Source organism: Aquicoccus sp., assembly GCF_041686535.1.
In the GTDB taxonomy this organism is placed as follows: Bacteria; Pseudomonadota; Alphaproteobacteria; order Rhodobacterales; family Rhodobacteraceae; genus Aquicoccus.
The window spans coordinates 1-22107 of record NZ_JAWLDS010000002.1 but is presented as its reverse complement, the minus strand read 5'-3'; the positions used below and the strand labels follow the sequence as shown (position 1 = coordinate 22107).

The following is a 22107-nucleotide window of genomic DNA, read 5'->3' as shown; positions in this document are numbered from 1 at the left end:
CGGTCGATTCAGTCGCCGAAGGTATCGAGATAGGCGATCAGGTTGGCGCGATCCTCGGCCTTGCCGAGTCCAGCAAAGCTCATCGATGTGCCGGGCGTCGCGGTGCGCGGATTTTCGAGGAAAGCATCAAGATTCTCGGGCGTCCAGGTATCGCCGATCTGTTCGAGGTTGCCGGAATAGCCCCCGAAGCCATCCACACCGCCGACCTCGCGTCCGACCACGGCGTAAAGCGACGGGCCGGTGCCATGCTCACCTTCGTCCATCATGTGACAGGCGCGGCACTTGGCAAAAACGCGCTCACCCTTGTCCGGGTCGGCCGATGCCAACAGCTCTTCGAAAGTCGGCTCATCGTCGGCTTCGGCGCTTGCATCATCGCCTTCGTCCACGGCAATGACATAGCCTGCCGCATGGTCGTCACCACCATGTCCGCCGCCGGTTGCATAAAGCTCTTCCGCCGCCCATTTTCCCAGCATGAACACCAGAAGCGCCCCACAGAAGGCGCCGATTATCTTGGTGGATGTCATCGTGTCAAACATGTGCCCGCTTCCGAATTGATCTCGCTTCGGCGCGTATCTATCCGCTTCCCCTCGGGCAAAGCAAGGTGTAGTTTCCGCGACCAATCGCCCTTTTGGTCGTAAATCGACAGGAAAGCAGGAAAAATGACACAGCGGATCGCCTTTCAGGGAGAGCCGGGCGCCTATTCACACGAAGCCTGCCATGCCGCCCGCCCCGAGCTCGAGGCGCTGCCCTGCCATACGTTCGAAGAGGTGATCGGCGCGGTCCGCGACGGTCGGGCCGATCTCGCCATGCTTCCGGTCGAGAACACGACCTATGGCCGCGTTGCCGACATTCACCGACTGTTGCCCGAAAGCGGATTGCACATCGTTGGCGAATCCTTTGTCCGCGTGCGCATCTGCCTGCTGGCCAATCCCGGCACGCGAATCGAGCATATACACACCGTGCGGGCGCATCTCGTACTGCTGCCGCAATCGGCGATGTTTCTCAAGCAGCACGGAATCAAGGGCGTCGCCGCCGCCGACAGTGCCGGCGCGGCCGCCGAACTCGCCCAGCTCAAGACCCCGGGCGAGGGCGTCCTGGCATCGGCTCTTGCGGGCGAAATCTACGGGCTGGACGTGCTGGCCCGCAATATCGAGGATAACGGCCACAACACCACCCGTTTTGTCATCATGGCGCGCGAGCCCGACTATACCCCGCGGGGCGAGCTAGGCATGATGACCAGCTTTGTTTTCGAGGTGCGCAACATTCCCGCTGCGCTTTACAAGGCGATGGGCGGGTTCGCCACCAACGGGGTGAACATGACCAAGCTCGAAAGCTACATGGTCGACGGCTCGTTCACCGCCACCCGTTTCTGGGCCGACATCGACGGTCACCCGGATGACCCGGCGGTCAAGCGCGCGCTGGACGAGCTGGGCTATTTCACCTCGCATCTGGAGATCATGGGCGTCTATCCGGCCGACCGCGTGCGCTGATCGACGCAACGCCTGGCGCGGAAGTCTCGCAAAGCAATCGCCCCGAACGCCGGGTCAGGCCATGCGTGACCGGTAGCTCTCTTCCGTCGCCTTGGCATATTCGGCCACGCGAATCTTGAACCGCTTGTTCAGGTTCCCCTTGGCCAGTTTCATCGACTGCACCAGCAAGCGCGCCGCAAGGGTCGTTGGTTTCAACTCGATCTCGAGCCCCAGCCGCGTGCGATGCGGCGAAAGCGCGACCAGATCGACAATCATCTGGCCGTCCATGTTGGGCGAGCGGCTTTCGAACACCATGCGGTTGGGCGGATCATATTCCACCAGCTCGATCTGGATTTCGCGCCGCTTGCCACGAAACCGAAATGCAATGTGCCACATCATGCCGAGGCCCGGCTCGGTCTGCGAGTCCAACCGCGAGATCTCGGCCCCGCGCCGCAGCGCCTGCCGCTCGAACCTGTCGAAATCCGACACGGCGGCAAAGACATGCTCTCGCGGGGCTTCGATATCTTCCTTGGTCGTGAAAATCATGGACGCCTGCCGTTTTTTCCAGTGTCACCTCAATCGAGACGATCCGCAAGCCAGTTCCACAGCAGGAAATGCGCAATCGCCCCTTTTCGGGCCGGCTTGATCCGGGGGTTTTGCCCCGAAAAGGAATCGGCGATTTCTTCGCGGGTAACCCATTGCGCGGTTTCGATCTCGACCGGATCGATCGTGATCTCGTCGCTCAGCGCCTCGCCGCGGCAGCCGATCATCAGCGAACTGGGATAGGGCCAGGGCTGCGAGGACAGGTAGTCGACGCGCCCGACCTTGATCGACGCCTCCTCCTCGACCTCGCGGCGCACCGCGGCCTCGATCGTCTCGCCCGGTTCGACGAATCCCGCCAGCAGCGAATACATGCCCTCGGGCCAGCCGTGGCTGCGCCCCATCAGCACCTTGTTGCCGCGCGTGATCAGCATAATCACCACCGGGTCGGTGCGCGGGAAATGCTGGGCGCCGCAGCCCGGGCAAGATCGCTGCCACCCGGCCATGATCATCTCGCTTTCATGTCCGCATTTGGCACAGAACCTGTGGCTTCTGTGCCAGCTCAGGATCGCCTTGGCTGTCGCCGCCAGTTCCGCATCGCGTGGATCGATCCGCGCCATCACGGCGCGCAACTCGCAAAAGGCGCTGCCCTCGGGGGCCTTGGGATGGACCTGCTCGCTGGGGTCGAAGAACGCGGCCAGCGCCTCTGCGTCGATCTCGCCCGGCTCCCAGTGCGAGATATCGGCGCCGAAAAGTGCCGTGTTCTCTTCGCGCCCGAGGAAAATCATCTCGCTGGCACCGATCAGGACCGGATGATCGAGCGGTACGCGCACGAGGGTCTCGCGCGCCGCGCCCGAGAAGAGTGGCTTGCTGCGCCAGATCACGATCGCGCGACTGTCGGGATCGCGACGCGCCCTGGCCAGCCCGTCGGCATCGCCGCGCAAATCCGCCGCCCGATCGAGACCGGACCCCCCGAATGTCACCGTTTCCGCAAGTCGCATCCCTGCCCCTCCCTTTGCGATGGGATGTCGCATGTTTGCATCGGGCACGCAATCGCGCGCCGGCCCGACGCCGCGCGATGCGGCGGATACGCCCAGTGGTTGAAGGACAGGGATTTATTCGCCCGAATGAATTGAAGACCTGCAATCGCTCCCCTATCCTGAACCCGCATCGACAGGCAGGCAGTCACGTCGCGCCGCAATCCCCAACCGAAAGCCATGGCCAAGCCGTGAAACACCCAGAACCGCCCGTGTCCAGACCTGCGGACCTCGCGCTCACGATCATGCAAACCACGGATCTGCATGGAAAACTGCGTGATTACGACTATCTTTCCGGCGAGCCCTGCGACACGGGCGGGCTTGCCCGCGTTGCCACGCTGGTCCACGAGGTTCGGCGCGAACGGCCCAACACCCTCCTGTTCGATTGCGGTGACACGCTTCAGGGCACGGTCACCTGTGATCTGATCGCCAGGCGAGAACTCGGCACGACCGGGGCACATCCGATGATCGCGGCGATGAACAGCCTGTGCTATGACGCCGCGGCGCCGGGCAATCATGATTTCGACTATGGGGCCGATTTCCTGTTCGACAGCATCGCCACTGCGCGCTTTCCCTTCCTGTGCTGCAACCTGCACCACATCGGCCCCGGAGCGAACCCTGGCCCGACCGCGTTCGACCGGCACCGCATCCTCGAACGGCGCTTTCGCGACATGCAAGGCGCGATGCATGATCTGCGGATCGGCGTCACCGGCTGCCTGCCACCGCAAACCCTTGAATGGGACCATCACCTCGCCGCGGATTTCCAGATACGCGAAATGGTCGATGCGGTCCGGCAAGAGGTGGCCATCATGCGCGGCAATGGGTGTGATCTGGTGATCATCCTCGCCCATAGCGGGCTTGAGACCGGGGATCGCGCAGCGACCGAGAACACCGTTCTGCAACTGGCCGCGCTTGATGGCGTGGATGCGGTTCTCGGGGGGCACACACATGCGCGATTTCCCGGGCCGATCGCCGTCACGGATCCCACGATCGACGTGGGAACCGGCATGGTTCACGGCACGCCCGTGGTTATGAGCGGGTTCTGGGGCAGTCATCTGGGCCTGATCGAGATGACGCTTGAACAGGTGGCGGGTGCGGGCTGGCGGGTGAAACAGGCCGCATCCAGTCTTGTCGCGACCACAGCGGCGCCAGCCACGCGGCCCGTTGCAGAGGACCATGCGATACTCTCCATCACCCGGCCCACTCATGAGGCAACGCTTGCCCGTATCCGTGAACCGGTTGGTGAAACCCGTGGCCCGCTGCACAGCTTCTTTTCGCTTTTCGCCAATGATGCCGCCCTGCAACTCGTGGCGCGGGCACAGGCGGCGTTCTTGCGCGAGGCAATTCATGGCACCGAGCTTGCCCGACTGCCGCTTCTCTCGGCTGCGGCTCCGTTCAAGACCGGGCGAAGAGCCGGGGTTGATCACTTCACGCATGTACCGCCCGGCCCCGTGACCCTTCAAGGCATTGCCGATCTCTACATTTTTCCCAACCCGTTCTGTGCCCTGCGCGTCACCGGCCGGGCCCTTCGACACTGGCTCGAACACAGCGCCAGCTTGTTCTCACGGCTTGATCCGGACGCCCTGGCACCTCAACCCCTGCTGCGCGACGGGTTTCCGGGCTACAAGTTCGACGTGATCCATGGCGTAAGCTATGAAATCGACATTTCGCGCCCGGCCCGGTTCGACGAAAACGGCATTTTGGCCGATCACGGGGCTTGCCGCATCCGCAATCTTCGCTGGAATGGGGAACGCGTGACCGACGACATGGAGTTTGTCGTCGCCACCAATGGCTTTCGCGCCCATGGCATCGGCTTTCCTGCGGAACAGGGATATGACCCAGTACCCGAGATCGTGTTCGAAAGCCCCGTCTGGACGCGCGACATCCTGCACCGCCACTTCACCAGTCAAAGCCCGCTTGACGACGAGGTCGCACCCACCTGGACCTTCAGGCCGCTTGGCGGCGTGCATGCCACTGTCGCGACATCGCCGAAAGCGCGCGCCTATCTCGATTATCCACGATTGCCACCGGTCGCGGATCTGGGCGATACGCCCGAAGGCTTCATGCAGCTTTGCCTGACGATTTGACACCCCTGCTTGCGAATCTTCCGCCGACTGCCTATATGACGCGTTGAGAGGTTGGCGCGGGCAAGCGCCTCGCCAACCCGGTCAGGTCCGGAAGGAAGCAGCCGTAACGAGCCCCGCTTGGGTCGTTGTCCAGCCTCTCACCCTACCCCAACCCTGCCAAAGCGGCGATGCCCCCTGAAACAGGGGGGGCATGTCGGTTAGAAGGTGCCGGACATGGTTGCAGGGGATCATGGGCCGGCAGGCGAGTTCGGCAACATGGTGAGTCCAGCCAGGGCATGAAATGGTGCGCTTGATCCCTCGGCAAAATCAGGCCACCCTGAGCTAGACCCGCTGGACACCCGGGGAATACCGGGGCTTGAGTGAGTGCCGAAGGGAACCGTTCGCATGGCACAGCATCACCGCAATCTTCACGGACGGCTCGGCGCGCTCTGGCGCATGTTGCGTGCACGAGGCCTGTTCGCGCTGGCGCTGCTGTTGGGGGCGTTCGGGCTTTCGGCACAGTCACCGCAGACGGGCGCGCCCGCGATGGTGCTGGAATTCGACGGGGCGGTGAGCCCGGCATCGGCCGACTACATCACCCGTGCGCTCGATGACGCAGCCGCGCGCGACCTGCCGCTCGTGATCTTGCGAATGGACACGCCGGGCGGGCTGGATTCCTCGATGCGCGAGATCATCCGCGCGATCCTCGCCTCGCCGGTGCCGGTGGCAAGCTATGTCAGCCCGCGCGGCGCACGTGCGGCGAGTGCAGGCACCTATATCATGTATGCCAGCCATGTCGCCGCGATGGCACCGGCGACCAATCTCGGCGCGGCGACACCGGTTGCGATCGGCGGCGGAGGTGGCGGCGACGACGATGGCGAGGACAGCCCGATGCCCTTTCAGCTCCAGGCCGACGACGCGGAGGGCAATGGCGCCGACGGCGAGGGCGCCGCGCGCAACGACGACGAGGACCCGGAGGAGTTCACGCCAGGCACCGCCGCCGAATCCAAGGCAGTCAACGACGCGGTGGCGTATATTCGCGGCCTTGCCGAGCTGCGCGACCGAAACGCCGATTGGGCCGAAGGCGCCGTTCGACGTGCCGAGAGCCTGAGCGCCACGGAGGCCGCCGAACAGGGCGTGATCGACTTCGTGGCCGAAAACCTCGACGATCTGCTCGCCCAGGCCGACGGCATGGTGGTCAAGATGTCCGACGGCAGCGAAATCACGCTGGACACCGAGGGGCTTTCGCTTGAGCATGTCGAGCCCGACTGGCGCACGGAGCTGCTTTCGATCATCACCAACCCGAATGTCGCGCTGATACTGATGCTCGTGGGCATTTACGGGCTGATCTTCGAGTTTCTCAACCCCGGCGCGCTGGTGCCCGGCACCGTCGGCGGCATCAGCCTGATCATGGGGCTCTATTCTCTGGCGCTCTTGCCGCTCAATTGGGCCGGGGCCGGGCTGATCCTGCTGGGGCTCGGGCTGATCGTGGCCGAGGCGTTCGCGCCCTCCTTCGGTATCCTGGGTATTGGCGGAACGGTGGCGCTTGTGACCGGGGCGGTGATCCTGGTGGATACGGATGTGGAGGGTATCGCAGTGTCCGAACCTCTTATCGCGGCAACGGCGGTTGCCGGTTTGGTCGCAACCTATCTCGTGGTTTACCTCACGGCCGGTTCCTTCCGGGCCCGGGTCGTGAGCGGGAGCGAAGAACTCGTGGACGCCGAGGCACGGGTGACCGACTGGCAGGGCGAAACCGGGCATGTCTGGCTGCACGGAGAACGATGGAAAGCACGCGGCCCGCGCGATCTGGCCCCCGATGACATGGTGCGGGTGCGCAAGGTGACTGGCCTCGTGGTCGAAGTGAAACCGCTGGAGCGGGCGGGCTGATCCGCCGCGTCCCTCCCGAGCAATGGAGAAAATGATGGATATCTTTTACGATCTGGGCTTTTACGGCCTGCTTGCGATTTTCCTGATCGCCTTTCTGGCCTCGGCGATCAAGATCCTGCGCGAATACGAACGCGCGGTCGTCTTCACGCTTGGCCGATTCACCGGCACCAAGGGGCCGGGGTTGATCATCCTGATCCCGGGCATCCAGCAACTGGTCCGGGTCGATCTGCGCACGATCGTGCTCGACGTGCCCAAGCAGGACGTGATTTCCAAGGACAACGTGTCGGTCAACGTCTCGGCCGTGATCTATTTCCGCGTCCTCGACGCCGAAAAGGCGACGATCCAGGTGGAGAACTTCATGTCCGCCACGTCGGAACTGGCGCAGACGACGCTGCGCGCCGTTCTGGGCAAGCACGAGCTCGACGAGATGCTGGCCGACCGCGACAAGCTCAATGACGACATCCAGGAGATTCTCGACTCCCAGACCGAGACCTGGGGGATCAAGGTCGCCAATGTCGAGATCAAGCATGTCGACATCGCCGAGTCGATGATCCGAGCCATCGCGCGGCAGGCCGAGGCAGAGCGCGAGCGCCGTGCAAAGATCATCAACGCCGAGGGCGAGCAGCAGGCGGCTCAGAAGCTTCTGGAGGCGGCCGAGATCATGGCCCAGGACCCCGGCGCGATGCAGCTTCGTTATCTCAGCTCGCTCAACTTCATCGCCGGTGACAAGAGTTCGACCATTGTCTTCCCGTTTCCCATGGAACTGGCAGGAATGGTTCCGGGTCTGAAGAAGGACGGCTGACCCTGGCCCATCCATTCCGCATCCACACGGTGACCTGTGCCGCGATGCGTAACATTGGAGACAACATGAAGCCCCCAACATGCGGCCGGCGTGGCCACGTGTTGGGAACGGGCTTCAAGCGAGGCCGGCCTCGCGGAAGAGCGCCATCACATCGCGTTCGGGTCGCGCACCATAATGCGAGATCACTTCGGCAGCGGCGATACACCCCATCCGCCCTGAAACCTCAAGACTCGCGCCTGTGGCCAGCCCGTAAAGGAAGCCGGCAGCAAACTGATCGCCTGCTCCGGTCGCGTCGACCGGCACGATCTCGTCCACCGGCACCACCGCCTCTTCCGCCCCGCGCACCAGGACCACGTCATGCCCCGAACGCGTGCACACCACGAGGCCGGAGTCCGCCGCCGCCTGTTCCAGCGCCGTGCTCAGATCGGTCTGGTACAGCGCTTCCCATTCATGCTGATTGCCGATGACGTAATCCAGTTCCCGGACCAGCTTGCGAAAATCCTCCCTGTGGCGGTCCACGCAGAACGGATCGGAAAGGGCGATACCCGCCTTGCCGCCGCCCGCCCGACAGGCCCGCGCCGCGGCCTCGAATGCCGCCTTGCCCTTGGGCTTGTCATAAAGGTAGCCCTCGAGAAACAGGATCTCGGCCTGCCCGGCCACGCGCGCATCCACGTCCTCGGGGCCCAGTTCGGCGGAGATACCCAGATAGGTGTTCATCGATCGCTCGCCATCCGGGCTCACAAAGATCATGCTGCGCGATGTCGGCAATTCCCCGCCCTCAACCGGCGGATTGACGAAATCGGTGCCGCCATTTTTCATCTCGCTGGCATAGAAGCGGCCGAGATCATCATCATGCACCCGGCCGATGAACCCGGTCGCCAGGCCAAGGCTGCCCAATCCCGCGATCGTGTTGGCCACCGACCCGCCCGGTGCCTGCCAGCGATTCTCCATCTGCGCATAAAGGAACTCGCCCCGGTCCTGCTCGACCAGTTGCATCACGCCCTTTTCGATTCCCATCCGCGACAGGAATCCGTCGTCGCATTGCGAAATCACGTCGACGATCGCATTGCCGATGCCGACCACCTTGTAGCTTGTCAAAGATTCTTCTCCTCGTATTGGCACAAATCACGGATCAGGCAGGCCCCGCATTTGGGCTTGCGCGCCACGCAGACATAACGCCCGTGCAGGATCAGCCAGTGATGTGCATGTTGCTGGAAATCCACCGGGATATTGTCTTCTATGGCCCGCTCGACCGCCACGACATCCTTGCCGGGGCAGATGCCGGTACGGTTGCCGACGCGAAAGATATGAGTGTCCACTGCCTGCGCCGGATAGTGCCACCACATGTTGAGCACGACATTCGCCGTCTTGCGTCCGACCCCCGGCAACGCCTGAAGCGCGGCGCGGCTGTTGGGCACTTCTCCGCCATACTCATCGGCCAGGATGCGCGCCATCTTCATCACGTTCCTGGCCTTGTTGCGGTAAAGCCCGATGGTCTTGATATGAGCGATCAGCCCCTCTTCGCCCAACGCCAGCATCTTTTCGGGGGTGTCAGCATGTTTGAACAGCTCACGCGTCGCCTTGTTGACACCGGCATCCGTCGCCTGGGCCGAAAGCGCCACCGCCACCAGGAGCGTATAGGCGTTCACGTGGTGAAGTTCACCCTTTGGCTCGGGTTCGGCCGCCTGAAAGCGGGTGAAAATCTCGCGGATCGTGTGATAATCGAGCTGCCTTGCCATGACAAAGCTATGCCCGCCCCGGTGCCCGAGGGCAAGGGCAGGCGAAGGGCCGAATGGCCCCCCGCCGGTGTTTCAGTCTCAGAACGACCAGACGATGCTGTCGTCATCGACCATCGCATCGGCCATCGCCGGTGGCTCGGCCACGCCCACACCGTCGATCAGAACGGATTCATCCGCACCCATGCCCGGAAGATAGATCGCGCAAACCTCGACGGTCGCGCCTTTCTTGATCGCGGCCTGCAACAGGCCCTGCGGGCTTGCGTCGCGGGGCGGCTGCGGCGCGGTCGCGCTTTCGGGCGCGTCCTTGAGAGCGATATCACCCCCCGGGCCGCACAGAAGGATATGTGAGGCATGCCCCTTGTCGATGGCCTGATGGGTCAGAACCATCGACATCAGTTGCACCTGCGGTTCATCCGCAGTGACAACCGTCACAAGCTTGTCGTGCCCGTCCGCCAGGGCAGGGCCTGCAAGACCAAGCGCCAGGAATGCTGCGGTGAGAATTTTCTTCATCTCGAACTCCAATGGGAAAAGTGACATTCGCGCGTTCGAATATGAACCTACATCCTGCATATGTCTTTGCCATGCGATAATCCGACGCGCCCATGGCTGACGGCGCAATTCCGCACAATCCGGGTCGCACGGGCCGGCCTGGCGGCTTATTCTCGACGCGAAGCCAGAGGACAGCGCATGAACGCCAACCCAAATTCAAGCTATCACTACCAGGTCATGCGCCGCGCGCTCGACCTGCTCGATTCCGCCGACGGGCCGATCTCCCTCGACGATCTGGCCGCCCGCATGCAGATAAGCCCCGCCCATTTCCAGCGGATTTTCTCGAAATGGGTCGGCGTTTCACCCAAACGCTACCAGCAGTATCTGCAACTGGGCCAGGCCAAGCGGATGCTGACAGACCACATGACCACGCTTCAGGTTTCGCACTCTCTGGGGCTCTCGGGCTCGGGCCGGTTGCATGATCTCTTCATCCGCTGGGAAGCGATGAGCCCCGGCGAATTCGCCCGCCGTGGCGAAGGTCTCACCGTCTTCTGGGGCTGGTTCGACAGCCCATTCGGCCCAGCCCTGGTGATGGGAACCGACAAGGGGATCTGCGGGCTGGCCCTGGCTGCCGAAACCGGTCGGCAGGTGGCGATGCAGGACATGCGCGCGCGCTGGCCAAAGGCGAGCTTTGTCGAAGACCCGGCAACGCTCGAACCGCTGGTCGACGCGGCCTTCACCCGGAATGGCGAGACCCGGCTCCACATGATCGGAGCGCCGTTCCAGATCAAGGTCTGGGAGGCGCTCTTGCAGATTCCTTCGGGTCAGGTCACCACCTATTCCGAAATCGCGGGCGCGATCGGCAATCCCAACGCCGTACGGGCTGTTGGCACCGCGGTTGGCCGCAACCCGGTTTCCTGGCTCATTCCCTGCCACCGCGCGCTCAGGAAATCGGGCGCCCTGGGCGGGTATCACTGGGGCCTTCCGGTCAAGCGTGCGATGCTGGCCTGGGAAAGTGCCCGGGCCGAGGCGTGACCGAGGGGATCCCATGAAAATGCGCGGCTTGCCGCCGGTTTCGCAACGATCTGCGCTTGGGTCGGCGCCGTCCCTGCCGTATATTGCGCCTGATCAAGCGGCAAGGCCGCACCATCATCATCACGAGGCAGAGCCCATGAAACGAGCAAACAAGATAATTCTCGCCCTGTCGGGCGCTGCGCTGGCCACCACCACGGCCTGCACCGATCCGTCCTATGTCGGCACCGACGACCCCAACCGCAACACCAAGCAAGGCGCGCTGATGGGGGCCGGTCTGGGGGCCGCCCTTGGCGCCATCGTGGCGGGCGACGGCAACCGCGGGCGCGGGGCCATGACCGGGGCCGTGGCCGGGGCCGCGGCGGGCGTCGTCGGCGGTTCCATCCTCGACCGCCAGGAACGCGACCTGCGCAATGCCACGGGCGATGACGTTGAGATCAACAATACCGGCGACCAGCTGGTCGTGACCCTGCCCCAGGATATCCTCTTTGCCACCGACAGCGCCACGCTGCGTTCCGACCTTGTGCGCGACCTCCGCGCCGTGGCGGAAAACCTCAATGCCTATCCCGATTCGACGGTGCAGGTTTTGGGTCATACCGACAGCGAGGGTGACGCAGAGTATAATCAGAACCTGTCCACGCGGCGCGCACAATCCGTCGCGTCGGTGCTCATCGATCAAGGTGTCAGTTCGGGCCGCATCCAGTCCGTCGGGCGCGGCGAGGATCAGCCCGTCGCCTCGAACCTTACGCCGGAGGGACGCCAACAGAACCGGCGTGTCGAAATCGTGATCCTGCCCGATCCTGCCGCCTGACACGCAGCCTCTGTCCCGTCAAACAGGACAACAGCCCCGCCCCGACCGGCGGGGCTGTTGCATTGCACACAGGCAGCCTGCGGATTCGCGACCTTGTCCCGCCTTCCGGCGGGGCCTATGTGACCGGGACAGTTGATCAAAAAAGGCTCGAACATGACCAGACCCGTCCTCCTCGGCATCTGCGGCGCGTTGCGCGCGGACTCGACCAACCGCAAGCTTCTCAACGAGGCCGCGCGCCTGTTCGGCGAGGCCGAATTCGCGATCGCCGATCTCGATTTTCCGCTTTACGATGGCGATGCCGAGGATGCGAACGGCATCCCGCAGGCGGTCCAGACATTGTCCGATCAGATCGCTGCGGCGGATGCCGTGATCATCTCGACCCCGGAATATAACAAGGGGGTCACCGGCGTGCTCAAGAACGCGCTCGACTGGGTCAGCCGCACCAAGGGCAACCCGTGGAAGGACAAGCCGGTGGCGACCATGTCGGCGGCCGCCGGGCGCGCCGGCGGCGAACGCGCGCAGGTCATGCTGCGCGCCTGCCTCACCGCCTTTCGCCCGCGCCTTCTGCTGGGCCCCGAAATCGCGCTGCATGACAGCGCCAACCAGTTCGACGAGAACGGCCGGCTGACCGGCGAGCTTTACGAGAAGAATCTCGATACGCTGATGCAGAGCCTGCGCGCCGAGATTGCCGACTGGCAACCCGCCTGACCAGGGCCGGGAATCCCTCTCGTATCCCGATCACAACATGCGGATCACGTCCTTGTTTATGGCAAGGAAATAACCCCGCCGCGCGACATTCTTGACCAACAGTTCGCTGACGAGCTGATTGCCCAGCGTATCGCGCAAACGCTTGATCCGGGTTGCGCCCGCCGCTTCGTCGCAATCGGCCGCGTCGCGACCCGAGATCATCGCCTCGATCTGGCTGCCGCTCAGAACATCGTCATCCATCCGGGCCTCGGCCAGGATGCTCAGCGTCTCCATCGCCGCATCGGTCAGCCTGAACCCGAGGTTGTTGAGATAGACCGTGTTCTCGGCCCGCGAGATCAACAGGGAACTGACCTGGATCCCCGCCCGCTCGATCTGCGCCATGCGGCGATTCATCACCACCAGCATGACCAGGAACACCAGCGCCGCCACCAGAAGCGCCGTGGCAAAGACCAGCAGCACGAAGATCACCACCCGGTAGGAGGTCAGCGTTTCGGAAAACGCCGTGCCCGACAGGGCCAGGATTTCCAGCAACTTGATTTCCGCATCCGAAGTCAGCGCATCGTTTTCCACGAAGATTTGCTCGACCCGGGCATTGAACGCATTCGCATCCGGCAGCGACAGGAACAGGAACACCGCCGTCATGGTCAGCACGACCACGATGGCCAGAACACCGAATGTAACCACCCGCTGCCCGGCCCGGCGCGACTCGAGTGCCGTCACCGGCTTGTCGCCTGTTTCTTCGTCCTGCATCGCTAGTCTTTCCTGACCGACAGCACCTTGAGCAGCGTCAGCCCCTCTCGGGCCAGGCGCTCGCGCACGCGCGCGGTCGCATCTTCTGTACTGCAATCACCGCCGACCTCGACCGTATCGTGAAAGAGCTCAAGCGGATTGTCACGCTTGGCCTTGTATTCGACGAAACAGGCGGCTTGCGCGCCCGTTGCGCCCAGCACCAGCACGAGGGCCGGCACAGTGATGCGTGTGATCTGTTTCATGCGCCGACGATGCGCGAGCTTTCGTCGATATTCAATATCCCCCGGTCCTGTATTGCCCTGTTATTCGATAACCGCACGGCGTTATTGCCTGTCTGTCACGGTCCTTTCCAATGTCGAACCATCGAAAGTGCGAGCGCTCCCCGCTCACGGACTGCAACACGAAAGGACCGTTCCCATGTCACGCAAGTTCATCGCGACCATCGTCGCCGGCGCCATCGCCATCACGGGATTTACCGCCGCCCAGGCCGAGGCGGGCAACCGCGACCTCGCGCGTTTCCTTGCCGGGGCAACGGCCCTCGTCATCATCGGCAAGGCAATCAGCGACAACAACGATCGTCACAAGCCAAAGGTCGTCACACGCAGCCACCGCCCTCACGGCCATGTCCATCGTCCCCATGACCGCGGACAGGCCCGGATCGACAGGACCTATGAACAGGCCCGTCAACAGGCCATCCTGCGCGCCAAGCGCGAGGAAGCACGGCGTCAGGAATACCTGCGGCAAAAACGCTACGAAGAGAGGCGCGAAGAATTTCGCCGCGAGGCGAGACGCGAAGCTCTGCGCGACAACCGCCGCCACAGCCACGGCTACAGCCAGATTCGGCCCCGCCCGCTGCCTGACCGCGTGCGCCGCCACGGCACGCGCTGAACACGAAGTGCAGGCCCTGGGCGCCAAATCCCGCGCGGCCCGAGGACAAGAGGACCGGGCGCAGGGCTTGCCCCTGCGCCCGGTTTGGTGTTTCCAAGGCCCATGACAGCGCCCGATTTCACCTTTGAACAAAGCGCCATGGCACGCGGGTTCGCGCGCATTGCAGGCGTGGACGAAGTCGGGCGCGGCCCGCTGGCCGGGCCGGTCGTTGCCGCGGCCGTCGTGCTTGACCCCGCGCGCATCCCTCCAGGGCTCAACGACTCCAAGAAGCTCACCGGCAAGCGCCGCGCCGTGCTCAGCACCGCGATCCTGGCCTCGGCCGAAGTCTCGATCGGGCAGGCCAGCGTCGCGGAGATCGACGAACTCAACATCCTTCGCGCCTCGCACCTGGCCATGATACGCGCCATCGATGGGCTCTCCGCGCCGCCCGATCACTGCCTGATCGACGGCAACCTGATCCCTCGCGACCTTGCCCGTTCCGCCGAACCCGTGATCAAGGGCGATGCCCGTTCGCTGTCGATCGCGGCGGCCTCGATCGTGGCGAAAATCAGGCGCGATCACGTCATGCGGGATTTGGCGCAACACTTCCCCGGTTACGGCTGGGAGACCAACGCCGGATACCCGTCGAAAAGCCACAGATTGGCGCTTCAAAATATCGGGATCACCCCACACCATAGACGATCCTTCAAACCGGTCCACAATATATTGTGGCAACAGAAAAATGTAAGTGACTGATTCAAAAAAGAAATTGACGACGAATCGCCTCTGACTCATCTTTGACGTCGAATAACGCGTGCGCCAAGGCACCGGGGACAGAGGCAGAAAATGACAACGATCAAGAATGCGAAGGGCGCAGCCAAGCTCCCGCTCAATACGATTATCGATGGCGACTGCATCAAGGCGATGAACGCCTTGCCGGCCAATTCCATCGACCTGATTTTCGCCGACCCGCCCTATAACCTGCAATTGCGCGGCGACCTGCACCGCCCCGACAATTCCCGTGTCGATGCGGTCGACGACCATTGGGACCGGTTCGACAGCTTCAAGGTCTATGACACCTTCACCGCGGAATGGCTCAAGGCCGCGCGCCGACTTCTGAAACCCGATGGTGCGCTCTGGGTGATCGGTTCCTATCACAACGTGTTTCGCATGGGGGTCGAGCTTCAGAACCAGGGTTACTGGATTCTCAACGACGTCGTATGGCGCAAATCCAACCCGATGCCCAATTTCCGCGGCAAACGCTTTACCAATGCCCATGAAACCCTGATCTGGGCCAGCAAGTCGGAAGGCGCGAAATACACGTTCAACTACGAGGCGCTGAAGGCACTCAACGATGGCATTCAAATGCGCTCCGACTGGGTGATCCCGATCTGCAATGGCGGCGAGCGGCTCAAGGACGAGAACGGCGAAAAGGCCCACCCCACCCAGAAGCCCGAGGCGTTGTTGCATCGCATCCTGGTCGGCACCAGCAACCCCGGTGACGTGGTGCTCGACCCGTTCTTCGGCACGGGCACCACCGGCGCCGTGGCCAAGATGCTGGGCCGCGATTTCATCGGCATCGAACGCGAGGAAAGCTATCGCCGCGTCGCCGAACGCCGCCTGTCGAAAATCCGCAGGTTCGACAAATCCGCGCTCGAAGTCACCGCTTCCAAACGGGCCGAGCCGCGCGTGCCCTTCGGGCAGCTTGTCGAACGCGGCATGTTGCGCCCGGGCGAAGAGCTTTATTCGATGAACAACCGCTACAAGGCCAAGGTGCGCGCCGACGGCACGTTGGTCGGTGACGGCATCAAGGGCTCGATCCACCAGGTCGGCGCCCATCTCGAAGGCGCGCCCTCCTGCAATGGCTGGACCTACTGGTGCATCCGGCGCGACGGCAAAAGCGTGCCCATCGACATCTTCCGCCAACAGATCCGCGCGGAAATGAGTGGCTGAACGCGAGGCACAGGACCGGCACACCTCGCTCGGGCCGCGGCTCGACCACGCAAGTTTTTCGCCCGCGCGTCCCGGCCGCGCCCCTGGCAGCCGGGGAAAACGGCGCCCCGGCGGCCGCGATTTCCCAATCCGATTTCAGCTTGCGCGTTGAACATCGAAGGGTTAAACGGTCGCTCGGTTTCGCTGCGCTCGTCAAGCCGTCAGAGTCAGGTCCTCCCGCTTTGCGGGCTGGCTTGACCCGGACGTACAGATTCGATGGGTTCGGCGGGAAGATGGAACAGGTCGGACCCAGTTTCGGCCCGTTTAGCCGGTGTAGCTCAGCTGGTAGAGCACGTCATTCGTAATGATGGGGTCGTAGGTTCGAGTCCTATCACCGGCACCATTCTTCTCAAATTAATCATTTAAGTCCAATAACTTCAACGGCTCTACGCCCAGCGCGTTCGCGAGCTTGGCGACGATGAGGGCTGTTGGGTTTCGAATGTCGTGCTCAACGGCGCTGACATGGAGGCGATGCAGGTCACAGGTTTGTCCGGTCGATTCGGCACGGGATAACCGGGATTGAACAAGCCGGCCGAAGGCATTCCTTTCGACACCTCACTTGGTACATGCGGCGGCATCACGGTGCGAAACGCATACATCGCCGGGTAACGCGAGAGACGTCTGCCGTCGGCCGGGTTCTATGTTCGGCTTTGCAAGACTTCTGCAATCAAGGGATTGGGGAAACGCCGCTGCTGAGTGACGGCGAAAAAGGTTTCGCTGATTCCATCCAGCCTTGCCGCCTCGATCAAGGCGCCCGTCTGAAGCTCGTCGCGCACGACGATCGGCGGAATGATCGCCAGCCCTGCATCTTCCCGAGCCAGAAGCCGGATCATCGCCATGTCGTCGACTTCGGCCGCCAGGATCGGCGTCACCTCAAGCCGCGCCGCCAACGCATCGAAAGCAGCACGCAGGCCGGTCTCGCGTGTGGGCACGATGAGCGGATGCGCAACCAGCAGGTCTTTCAACGAACGCGCTGTCCGCCCCAGACGATCGGGCGTGCCGATCAAGCCCACGGGCTGCTCGTCGATCCGGTGAACCAGCCATTGGCTGGCCGCATCCCTCGCCGGGGCAAGATTGGTCAGCACGATGTCGAGGGCCAGCCCGTCGAGCCCGCGCAACAGCTCATCCTGCGAACCCGAGCGGAGGATGACTTCGACATCCGCGCGTCCGATCAGCGGACGCAGAAACTGCACCTGAAGATTGCGCGACAAGGTGGCAAGCGCCCCCACGCGCAGCGCCCGCCGGGCACGGCCTGTTTCGCGCAGCGTGGCGGCAAGGTCGTCAGCGGTGCGAAAGATCGCTTCGGCATGGTCAAGGGCGATACGGCCCGCTTCGGTCAGCACGAGCCCGCGCCCGCGGCGTTCGAAAAGATCCTGCCCCAGAGCGGTTTCCAGCGTGCGCAGCTGAGTTGAAAGCGCGGACTGCGAAAGGTTCAGACCGCGCGCCGCCCCGGTCAGCGTGCCGTCGCGAGCAACGGCACGGAAAAGCCGAAGATGATGGAGGTTCAGTTGCGCCACTGTTCTATTATATTGAATGGTTTTTAATAATATATGTATTTTTATATAAGTCTCGCAAGCCCTAAATCGCTTTGCATGATCCCAAACCCGGAGCCAATCATGTCGAACATTCCATTGACTTCCCTTGCCCCGATTCTGTTGCTGGCAACAGCGCTCTTGTTTGTCTTGCACCCCGGCCGTCGACCGGGTCGTCTGCTCGCCTTGGCCCAAATCGCAAGCGTCTCCGCCCTCGGCCTCGGCATTGCCGGCCTCGGTCAGCTTTGGATTTCAGGGCCGGGGCTTCTGGCCCTGGGCGACATCGCGGTCATGCGGATGGATCCGATCAGTGCAACGCTCGCGCTTCTGGTCTCCTTTGTCGGTTGGATCGTGACCCGCTATGCGCGCCGCTATCTTGATGGCGAGGAAAGGGAGGGCCGGTTCCATGGCCTGACCCTCACGGCTGTCGCGCTCGTCCTCGTCCTTGTGCAGGCTGCCAGCCTTCCGGTTCTGGCTGCAAGCTTTGTGGCAACCGGTGTCGTACTCCGACAACTCCTGCTCTTCTATCCCGACCGGGCCGAAGCACAGCGCGCCGCCAAAAAGTTCAGTCAGATCTGGGGGGCAGGCGATGTCGCCTTGATCCTCGCCTCGGTCTTGTTGTGGCTGAGCCTGGGCACTGTCAACATAAGTGAACTCGCCGGCGCGGATCGCCTGTCGGCATTGTCGCAGATCGCAATCGGATTTCTCGTCCTGGCCGCGGCATTGAAAACAGCCGCCTTTCCGGTCCATGGCTGGCTGACCGAGGTGATGGAGGCCCCGACGCCTGTCTCGGCCCTGCTTCATGCCGGCATAGTCAACTCGGGTGGTGTCCTTCTGATCACGTTGGCCGGCCTCGTAGAGCTCAGCCCCTGGGCCATGGCAGTGCTGGTCATCATCGGCGGGTTCAGCGCGTTGTTCGGCGCGCTGGTCATGTTGACGCAAAGCGCGGTCAAGACCGCGCTGGCCTGGTCGACCGTTGCGCAGATGGGCTTCATGCTGCTGCAATGCGGGCTCGGGCTATGGGCACTGGCACTTCTGCATATTGTCGCACATTCGCTTTACAAGGCGCATGCCTTCCTGGCGTCCGGCGGGGCGGTGGACGCAGTCAATGCCATCCGCAAGCCGGGGCCGGTTGCGGTACCCAGTGTGGGCGCAGTGGCTCAGTCCTTTGCCCTTGCGCTGTTGCTCTACGGAATCGTGGCAGCAGGCTTCACCGTTCTGGTGGGCGAAAAGTCCCCGCAGGCGCTGGCACTTGGCGCAATTCTGATCTTCGGGGTCTCCTACCTGATTGCCCAGGGACTCGCCGACGACGCACCCGGCGCTTTGACATGGCGGACGATCACGGCCTCAGTCGGTGCAGCGCTTGCCTATTTCGGCTTTCAGGTCATCGCGCTCGCGATCTGGGGCCCTGCCCTGCCGGCCACCCCGGTCGCCGGTTCTCTGGAATGGGCACTGATCGTACTGACGGTCCTGTCCTTTGGCCTGGTGGCATTTGCCCAGGCGCTGTTTCCTCTATGGGCACATCACCCCGCAACCGCCGGATTGCGCGTACATCTCGCAAACGGCCTTTACATCAACGCACTCCTGGACCGCCTGATCAATGGCTTCCGGGCACCCAGAAGATCCTGATCCGGGAGAGTCTTTCATGTTCCTAAAACACACCCAGATTGCCCCATCCCTCGCCTCGCAGTTGCTTGCTTCGGCCGAAGCAGCTGCGCGTGCCATACCGCCCGCCTTCCCGCTGGATGCGACCGTCGCGGTCAACCCCTTTCTTGGCCAGGCGGGCGAGGACTTGCCCATGGCGTCCGCCCGGCTCGGCCGTGTGGCCGGCGCAAGGCTGACCCAGCCGCGCGCTGCGCTTGTCGCGCAGGTGGCCGCTGGCGAGATCACCGACGACGATCTGGCCGTCGCGCTGATCGCCTCGACCTCTCCGGTCAAGCCCTGCGATCTGGCCCTGCTCAAGGCGCAGATGAAGGCCGAAAGCCCCGTGATCGACGCGCTTCCCACGGTGGCGGAACTGGCGGCCGGCAGAACCGGCACCGATTGGCCTGCCATTCTCGCGCGCAGTTTCGGCCTTTGGGCGGCAGGGCATTTCGATAGGGGGCAGGCACTCTGGACGCCGCGACCCGGCCAGGGAGCCTTCGCCGCCTGGCGAGAATGGGCCACGCATGACCTGACGCCGGAAATTGCCGGTCTGACCGGCTTTTCGGCGCATGTCGCGGAGGCCCCAGATACTGCCGAGCGCGCGACCCTGCGCGCATCCGAAAGGCTGGGGCTGACACCTGCAGCCGCCGAGACGGCATTCCACCGTTTGCTCGTCGATCTGGGCGGCTGGCCACAGCACGCGCGCTGGCTCTTGTGGCAGGCCGAGTTGGCAGGTGATACCGACACGACATTGACCGATCTACTCGCGATACGTCTCATCTGGGAGGAGGCGTTCCTCGACCATTGTCCGGATGTGGCAGAGGAATGGCAGGCCACCGTGGCCGACCATGCTGCGCCGCTCGAGCCAACGCCGGATCAAGTGCTTGACGCGATCCTGCAAGATGCCGCCGAGCGGGCACATCAGCGCAAGCTGGCATCGCGGCTGAGCGATGCCGCGACACACTCGGACCGGGCCGAGATGCAGGCGGCCTTTTGTATCGACGTGCGCTCCGAAGTCTTTCGCCGGGCCCTCGAGGCGCAGGATACCGGTATCGAGACCGTGGGCTTCGCGGGGTTCTTTGGCCTGCCCGTCGCGCACCGGCCGCAAGGAACGGACGAGCTGCAGTCGCATTTGCCCGCCCTTCTGAACCCCGCGCTGACATCAACCAGCCATGGTGACGAAAGCGCGGAGACAGCCATCCGGATCTCCGCCCGCGCCAAGCGCGCCTGGGGCCGGTTCCGGCAGGCGGCAGTGTCCTCCTTTGCCTTTGTCGAAGCCGCCGGCCCGGCATATGGCGTAAAGCTTGTGCGCGAAGCGCTTGCGCTTGGACCAAAGCGGCAGATGCCGGCACCGTTGCCACGGCTCGAGGGGGAATTGACCGCGGATCGGAAAGCGCAGACAGCGGCGGGAGTGCTGAGAGCAATGAGCATGACAGAGAGACATGCCCGACTTGTCCTGCTGATCGGGCATGGTGCACAACTGCGCAATAACCCCCATCAAAGCGCCTATCACTGCGGTGCCTGCAGCGGTCAGACCGGCGAAATCTCATCCAGACTCCTTGCGAGGCTGCTGAATGACCCGGAAACGCGTGCCGGGTTGCCGGAGTTGGGGCTGTCCTTGCCCTCCGATACACTCTTTGTCGCGGGCCTGCACGATACGGTGACCGACGAGGTGACGCTCTATCTCGACGCGCCCGCGCCCGATCACGCCCATGATATCGCCCGGGCCGAAGTCTGGCTGGCTGCCGCCGGAGCCCAGGCCAAGGCCGAGCGTGCGATCCGCCTGCCCGCTGTGCATGGCCATGATCTCGCGCGGCGCGCCACGGACTGGTCCGAGGTGCGACCCGAGTGGGGCCTTGCAAATTGCAGCGCCTTCATCGCCGCGCCGCGCAGCGCGACCGCAGGACGCGACCTCAAGGGGCGCGCCTTCCTGCACACATATGACTGGACGGCGGATGACGGCTTTGACACGCTGGAACTGATCCTGACCGCCCCGGTGGTCGTGGCAAGCTGGATCAGCCTGCAATACTATGGCTCTACGGTGGCGCCGCGCGTGTTCGGAAGTGGCAACAAGCTGATCCATAACGTCGTCGGCGGAATCGGCGTGGTCCAGGGTAATGGTGGCCTGTTGCGGCCCGGTCTGCCTTGGCAAGCGGTGCATGACGGCGAGCGCCCCGCTCATGAAGCACTTCGGTTGTCCGTTTTGATCGAGGCCCCGACCGAAGCGATCACCGAGATCCTGCGCAAGCATGACCATGTGCGAGACCTTTTCGACAATGGATGGCTGCATCTGTTCGCGCTGAAAGATGGGCAGGTCTCGGCACGTTACCGCCGCGGCCTGACCTGGGAACGCTTCAGTATGCGCGATCCATCTGACCAGGGCGTGTCACGATTGACGGGGATCACCCGGCCGCGACCATAGAAGAATGTGCACGCCGGGTGCGCGTGTCGCACCCGGCGCCCGCGCCAGGGGCGTGCTTTCGCAACGACAGCACCGGGCGCGACGACTTCCCGTGCTGGACTTACAACGTGCGGGACTTCGGGATCAGCGTGCCTTTCTCATTCAAACGGGGCCGACAAGCGCCAGAATACCTGCGCGGTTTCCGGCGATTTCGGATGCTGTTATCTCCGGTATCCAGTCACAGCAGCTCATTCCGCAGGCTCCATCAATGTTTTTGGCACGGTCACCGGCATCGACAACAGGATCTGCGCAAAACCTTTTCCCAACGCGTCATTGCGAAG

At 63.4% G+C, this 22107-nt stretch carries 22 protein-coding genes, 1 tRNA gene and 1 other RNA gene; 14 read left to right on the top strand and 10 right to left on the bottom strand.

Annotation, left to right across the window (positions count from 1 at the left end; all coding sequences use genetic code 11):
* Nucleotides 1-8: 8 nt before the first annotated feature.
* Nucleotides 9-536, bottom strand: a complete 528-nt coding sequence (locus tag ACESL9_RS00850) for a c-type cytochrome (RefSeq protein ID WP_372610553.1) — start codon at nt 534-536, stop codon at nt 9-11.
* A gap of 123 nt (nt 537-659) precedes the next feature.
* On the opposite strand from ACESL9_RS00850, the gene ACESL9_RS00845 reads away from it, so the two are divergent.
* A complete protein-coding gene (locus ACESL9_RS00845) occupies nt 660-1490 on the top strand; it encodes a prephenate dehydratase (RefSeq protein ID WP_372610551.1) in 831 nt (276 codons plus the stop codon).
* A 54-nt stretch (nt 1491-1544) separates the two neighbouring features.
* On the opposite strand, the gene ACESL9_RS00840 is transcribed toward ACESL9_RS00845, so the two are convergent.
* A complete protein-coding gene (locus tag ACESL9_RS00840; RefSeq protein ID WP_372610549.1) occupies nt 1545-2015 on the bottom strand; it encodes an SRPBCC family protein in 471 nt (156 codons plus the stop codon).
* A gap of 29 nt (nt 2016-2044) precedes the next feature.
* On the bottom strand, nt 2045-3010 hold the full coding sequence (nudC, locus tag ACESL9_RS00835; RefSeq protein WP_372610547.1) for an NAD(+) diphosphatase: 966 nt from the start codon (nt 3008-3010) through the stop codon (nt 2045-2047).
* Nucleotides 3011-3258: 248 nt separating this feature from the next.
* On the opposite strand from nudC, the gene ACESL9_RS00830 reads away from it, so the two are divergent.
* From ACESL9_RS00830 to ACESL9_RS00815, 4 genes are all read left to right on the top strand, one after another.
* A complete protein-coding gene (locus ACESL9_RS00830) occupies nt 3259-5133 on the top strand; it encodes a bifunctional 2',3'-cyclic-nucleotide 2'-phosphodiesterase/3'-nucleotidase (protein ID WP_372610545.1) in 1875 nt (624 codons plus the stop codon).
* Nucleotides 5134-5177: 44 nt separating this feature from the next.
* Nucleotides 5178-5276, top strand: an RNA gene (gene ffs, locus ACESL9_RS00825) — signal recognition particle sRNA small type.
* 241 nt (nt 5277-5517) lie between these two features.
* Entirely contained in the window at nt 5518-6999 is a 1482-nt protein-coding gene (locus tag ACESL9_RS00820) for an NfeD family protein (protein ID WP_372610543.1), read from the top strand.
* A 34-nt stretch (nt 7000-7033) separates the two neighbouring features.
* Nucleotides 7034-7801 carry a slipin family protein gene (locus ACESL9_RS00815; RefSeq protein ID WP_372610541.1) on the top strand — a complete coding sequence of 256 codons (768 nt, stop codon included), beginning with the start codon at nt 7034-7036 and terminating at the stop codon, nt 7799-7801.
* 114 nt (nt 7802-7915) lie between these two features.
* Here ACESL9_RS00815 and ACESL9_RS00810 read toward each other — a convergent pair whose 3' ends face one another.
* The 3 genes from ACESL9_RS00810 to ACESL9_RS00800 form a co-directional block, all read right to left on the bottom strand.
* Nucleotides 7916-8899 carry an adenosine kinase gene (locus tag ACESL9_RS00810; RefSeq protein ID WP_372674399.1) on the bottom strand — a complete coding sequence of 328 codons (984 nt, stop codon included), beginning with the start codon at nt 8897-8899 and terminating at the stop codon, nt 7916-7918.
* Nucleotides 8896-9540 carry an endonuclease III gene (gene nth / locus ACESL9_RS00805; protein WP_372674398.1) on the bottom strand — a complete coding sequence of 215 codons (645 nt, stop codon included), beginning with the start codon at nt 9538-9540 and terminating at the stop codon, nt 8896-8898. The genes ACESL9_RS00810 and nth overlap by 4 nt, the downstream gene beginning before the upstream one ends.
* A gap of 78 nt (nt 9541-9618) precedes the next feature.
* Nucleotides 9619-10050 (bottom strand): hypothetical protein, encoded by a 432-nt coding sequence (locus ACESL9_RS00800; RefSeq protein ID WP_372610535.1) that lies wholly within the window; start codon nt 10048-10050, stop codon nt 9619-9621.
* 177 nt (nt 10051-10227) lie between these two features.
* Between ACESL9_RS00800 and ACESL9_RS00795 the strand changes: the two genes are divergently transcribed.
* The 3 genes from ACESL9_RS00795 (at nt 10228) to ACESL9_RS00785 (ending at nt 12580) form a co-directional block, all read left to right on the top strand.
* A complete protein-coding gene (locus ACESL9_RS00795; RefSeq protein ID WP_372610534.1) occupies nt 10228-11064 on the top strand; it encodes a methylated-DNA--[protein]-cysteine S-methyltransferase in 837 nt (278 codons plus the stop codon).
* 136 nt (nt 11065-11200) lie between these two features.
* The gene (locus ACESL9_RS00790; RefSeq protein ID WP_372610532.1) at nt 11201-11872 is read left to right on the top strand and encodes an OmpA family protein; all 672 of its coding nucleotides are present in this window, start codon (nt 11201-11203) and stop codon (nt 11870-11872) included.
* A 153-nt stretch (nt 11873-12025) separates the two neighbouring features.
* Complete coding sequence (locus ACESL9_RS00785) at nt 12026-12580, top strand: NADPH-dependent FMN reductase (RefSeq protein WP_372610530.1); 555 nt, start codon at nt 12026-12028, stop codon at nt 12578-12580.
* A 30-nt stretch (nt 12581-12610) separates the two neighbouring features.
* On the opposite strand, the gene ACESL9_RS00780 is transcribed toward ACESL9_RS00785, so the two are convergent.
* On the bottom strand, nt 12611-13330 hold the full coding sequence (locus ACESL9_RS00780) for a helix-turn-helix domain-containing protein (RefSeq protein WP_372610528.1): 720 nt from the start codon (nt 13328-13330) through the stop codon (nt 12611-12613).
* Between the two features lie 2 nt (nt 13331-13332).
* Nucleotides 13333-13572, bottom strand: coding sequence for a hypothetical protein (locus ACESL9_RS00775; RefSeq protein WP_372610526.1), 240 nt, complete (start codon nt 13570-13572; stop codon nt 13333-13335).
* A 175-nt stretch (nt 13573-13747) separates the two neighbouring features.
* Between ACESL9_RS00775 and ACESL9_RS00770 the strand changes: the two genes are divergently transcribed.
* From ACESL9_RS00770 to ACESL9_RS00755, 4 genes are all read left to right on the top strand, one after another.
* Nucleotides 13748-14218: a hypothetical protein gene (locus ACESL9_RS00770; protein WP_372610524.1), complete on the top strand. Its 471-nt coding sequence runs from the start codon at nt 13748-13750 to the stop codon at nt 14216-14218.
* A gap of 102 nt (nt 14219-14320) precedes the next feature.
* The gene (locus ACESL9_RS00765; RefSeq protein ID WP_372610522.1) at nt 14321-14953 is read left to right on the top strand and encodes a ribonuclease HII; all 633 of its coding nucleotides are present in this window, start codon (nt 14321-14323) and stop codon (nt 14951-14953) included.
* Nucleotides 14954-15043: 90 nt separating this feature from the next.
* A complete protein-coding gene (locus tag ACESL9_RS00760; RefSeq protein ID WP_372674397.1) occupies nt 15044-16150 on the top strand; it encodes a site-specific DNA-methyltransferase in 1107 nt (368 codons plus the stop codon).
* Between the two features lie 306 nt (nt 16151-16456).
* A tRNA-Thr gene (locus ACESL9_RS00755) sits at nt 16457-16532 on the top strand.
* Nucleotides 16533-16543: 11 nt separating this feature from the next.
* Here the strand turns inward: ACESL9_RS00755 and ACESL9_RS00750 are convergent.
* Together ACESL9_RS00750 and ACESL9_RS00745 are read right to left on the bottom strand one after the other, a co-directional pair.
* The gene (locus ACESL9_RS00750; protein ID WP_372610711.1) at nt 16544-16666 is read right to left on the bottom strand and encodes a helix-turn-helix domain-containing protein; all 123 of its coding nucleotides are present in this window, start codon (nt 16664-16666) and stop codon (nt 16544-16546) included.
* Nucleotides 16667-16827: 161 nt separating this feature from the next.
* Nucleotides 16828-17706: a LysR family transcriptional regulator gene (locus ACESL9_RS00745; protein WP_372610518.1), complete on the bottom strand. Its 879-nt coding sequence runs from the start codon at nt 17704-17706 to the stop codon at nt 16828-16830.
* 201 nt (nt 17707-17907) lie between these two features.
* Between ACESL9_RS00745 and ACESL9_RS00740 the strand changes: the two genes are divergently transcribed.
* Nucleotides 17908-19350: a proton-conducting transporter membrane subunit gene (locus ACESL9_RS00740; RefSeq protein ID WP_372674396.1), complete on the top strand. Its 1443-nt coding sequence runs from the start codon at nt 17908-17910 to the stop codon at nt 19348-19350.
* A gap of 16 nt (nt 19351-19366) precedes the next feature.
* Entirely contained in the window at nt 19367-21787 is a 2421-nt protein-coding gene (locus ACESL9_RS00735; RefSeq protein ID WP_372674395.1) for a YbcC family protein, read from the top strand.
* The last annotated feature ends 320 nt before the right edge of the window (nt 21788-22107 follow it).

Coding starts and splice junctions, on each gene's coding strand:
- ACESL9_RS00850 (WP_372610553.1), bottom strand. CDS start 536: ATGTTTGACACGATGACATCCACCAAGATAATCGGCGCCTTCTGTGGG.
- ACESL9_RS00845 (WP_372610551.1), top strand. CDS start 660: ATGACACAGCGGATCGCCTTTCAGGGAGAGCCGGGCGCCTATTCACAC.
- ACESL9_RS00840 (WP_372610549.1), bottom strand. CDS start 2,015: ATGATTTTCACGACCAAGGAAGATATCGAAGCCCCGCGAGAGCATGTC.
- nudC (WP_372610547.1), bottom strand. CDS start 3,010: ATGCGACTTGCGGAAACGGTGACATTCGGGGGGTCCGGTCTCGATCGG.
- ACESL9_RS00820 (WP_372610543.1), top strand. CDS start 5,518: ATGGCACAGCATCACCGCAATCTTCACGGACGGCTCGGCGCGCTCTGG.
- ACESL9_RS00815 (WP_372610541.1), top strand. CDS start 7,034: ATGGATATCTTTTACGATCTGGGCTTTTACGGCCTGCTTGCGATTTTC.
- nth (WP_372674398.1), bottom strand. CDS start 9,540: ATGGCAAGGCAGCTCGATTATCACACGATCCGCGAGATTTTCACCCGC.
- ACESL9_RS00800 (WP_372610535.1), bottom strand. CDS start 10,050: ATGAAGAAAATTCTCACCGCAGCATTCCTGGCGCTTGGTCTTGCAGGC.
- ACESL9_RS00795 (WP_372610534.1), top strand. CDS start 10,228: ATGAACGCCAACCCAAATTCAAGCTATCACTACCAGGTCATGCGCCGC.
- ACESL9_RS00790 (WP_372610532.1), top strand. CDS start 11,201: ATGAAACGAGCAAACAAGATAATTCTCGCCCTGTCGGGCGCTGCGCTG.
- ACESL9_RS00785 (WP_372610530.1), top strand. CDS start 12,026: ATGACCAGACCCGTCCTCCTCGGCATCTGCGGCGCGTTGCGCGCGGAC.
- ACESL9_RS00780 (WP_372610528.1), bottom strand. CDS start 13,330: ATGCAGGACGAAGAAACAGGCGACAAGCCGGTGACGGCACTCGAGTCG.
- ACESL9_RS00775 (WP_372610526.1), bottom strand. CDS start 13,572: ATGAAACAGATCACACGCATCACTGTGCCGGCCCTCGTGCTGGTGCTG.
- ACESL9_RS00770 (WP_372610524.1), top strand. CDS start 13,748: ATGTCACGCAAGTTCATCGCGACCATCGTCGCCGGCGCCATCGCCATC.
- ACESL9_RS00765 (WP_372610522.1), top strand. CDS start 14,321: ATGACAGCGCCCGATTTCACCTTTGAACAAAGCGCCATGGCACGCGGG.
- ACESL9_RS00760 (WP_372674397.1), top strand. CDS start 15,044: ATGACAACGATCAAGAATGCGAAGGGCGCAGCCAAGCTCCCGCTCAAT.
- ACESL9_RS00735 (WP_372674395.1), top strand. CDS start 19,367: ATGTTCCTAAAACACACCCAGATTGCCCCATCCCTCGCCTCGCAGTTG.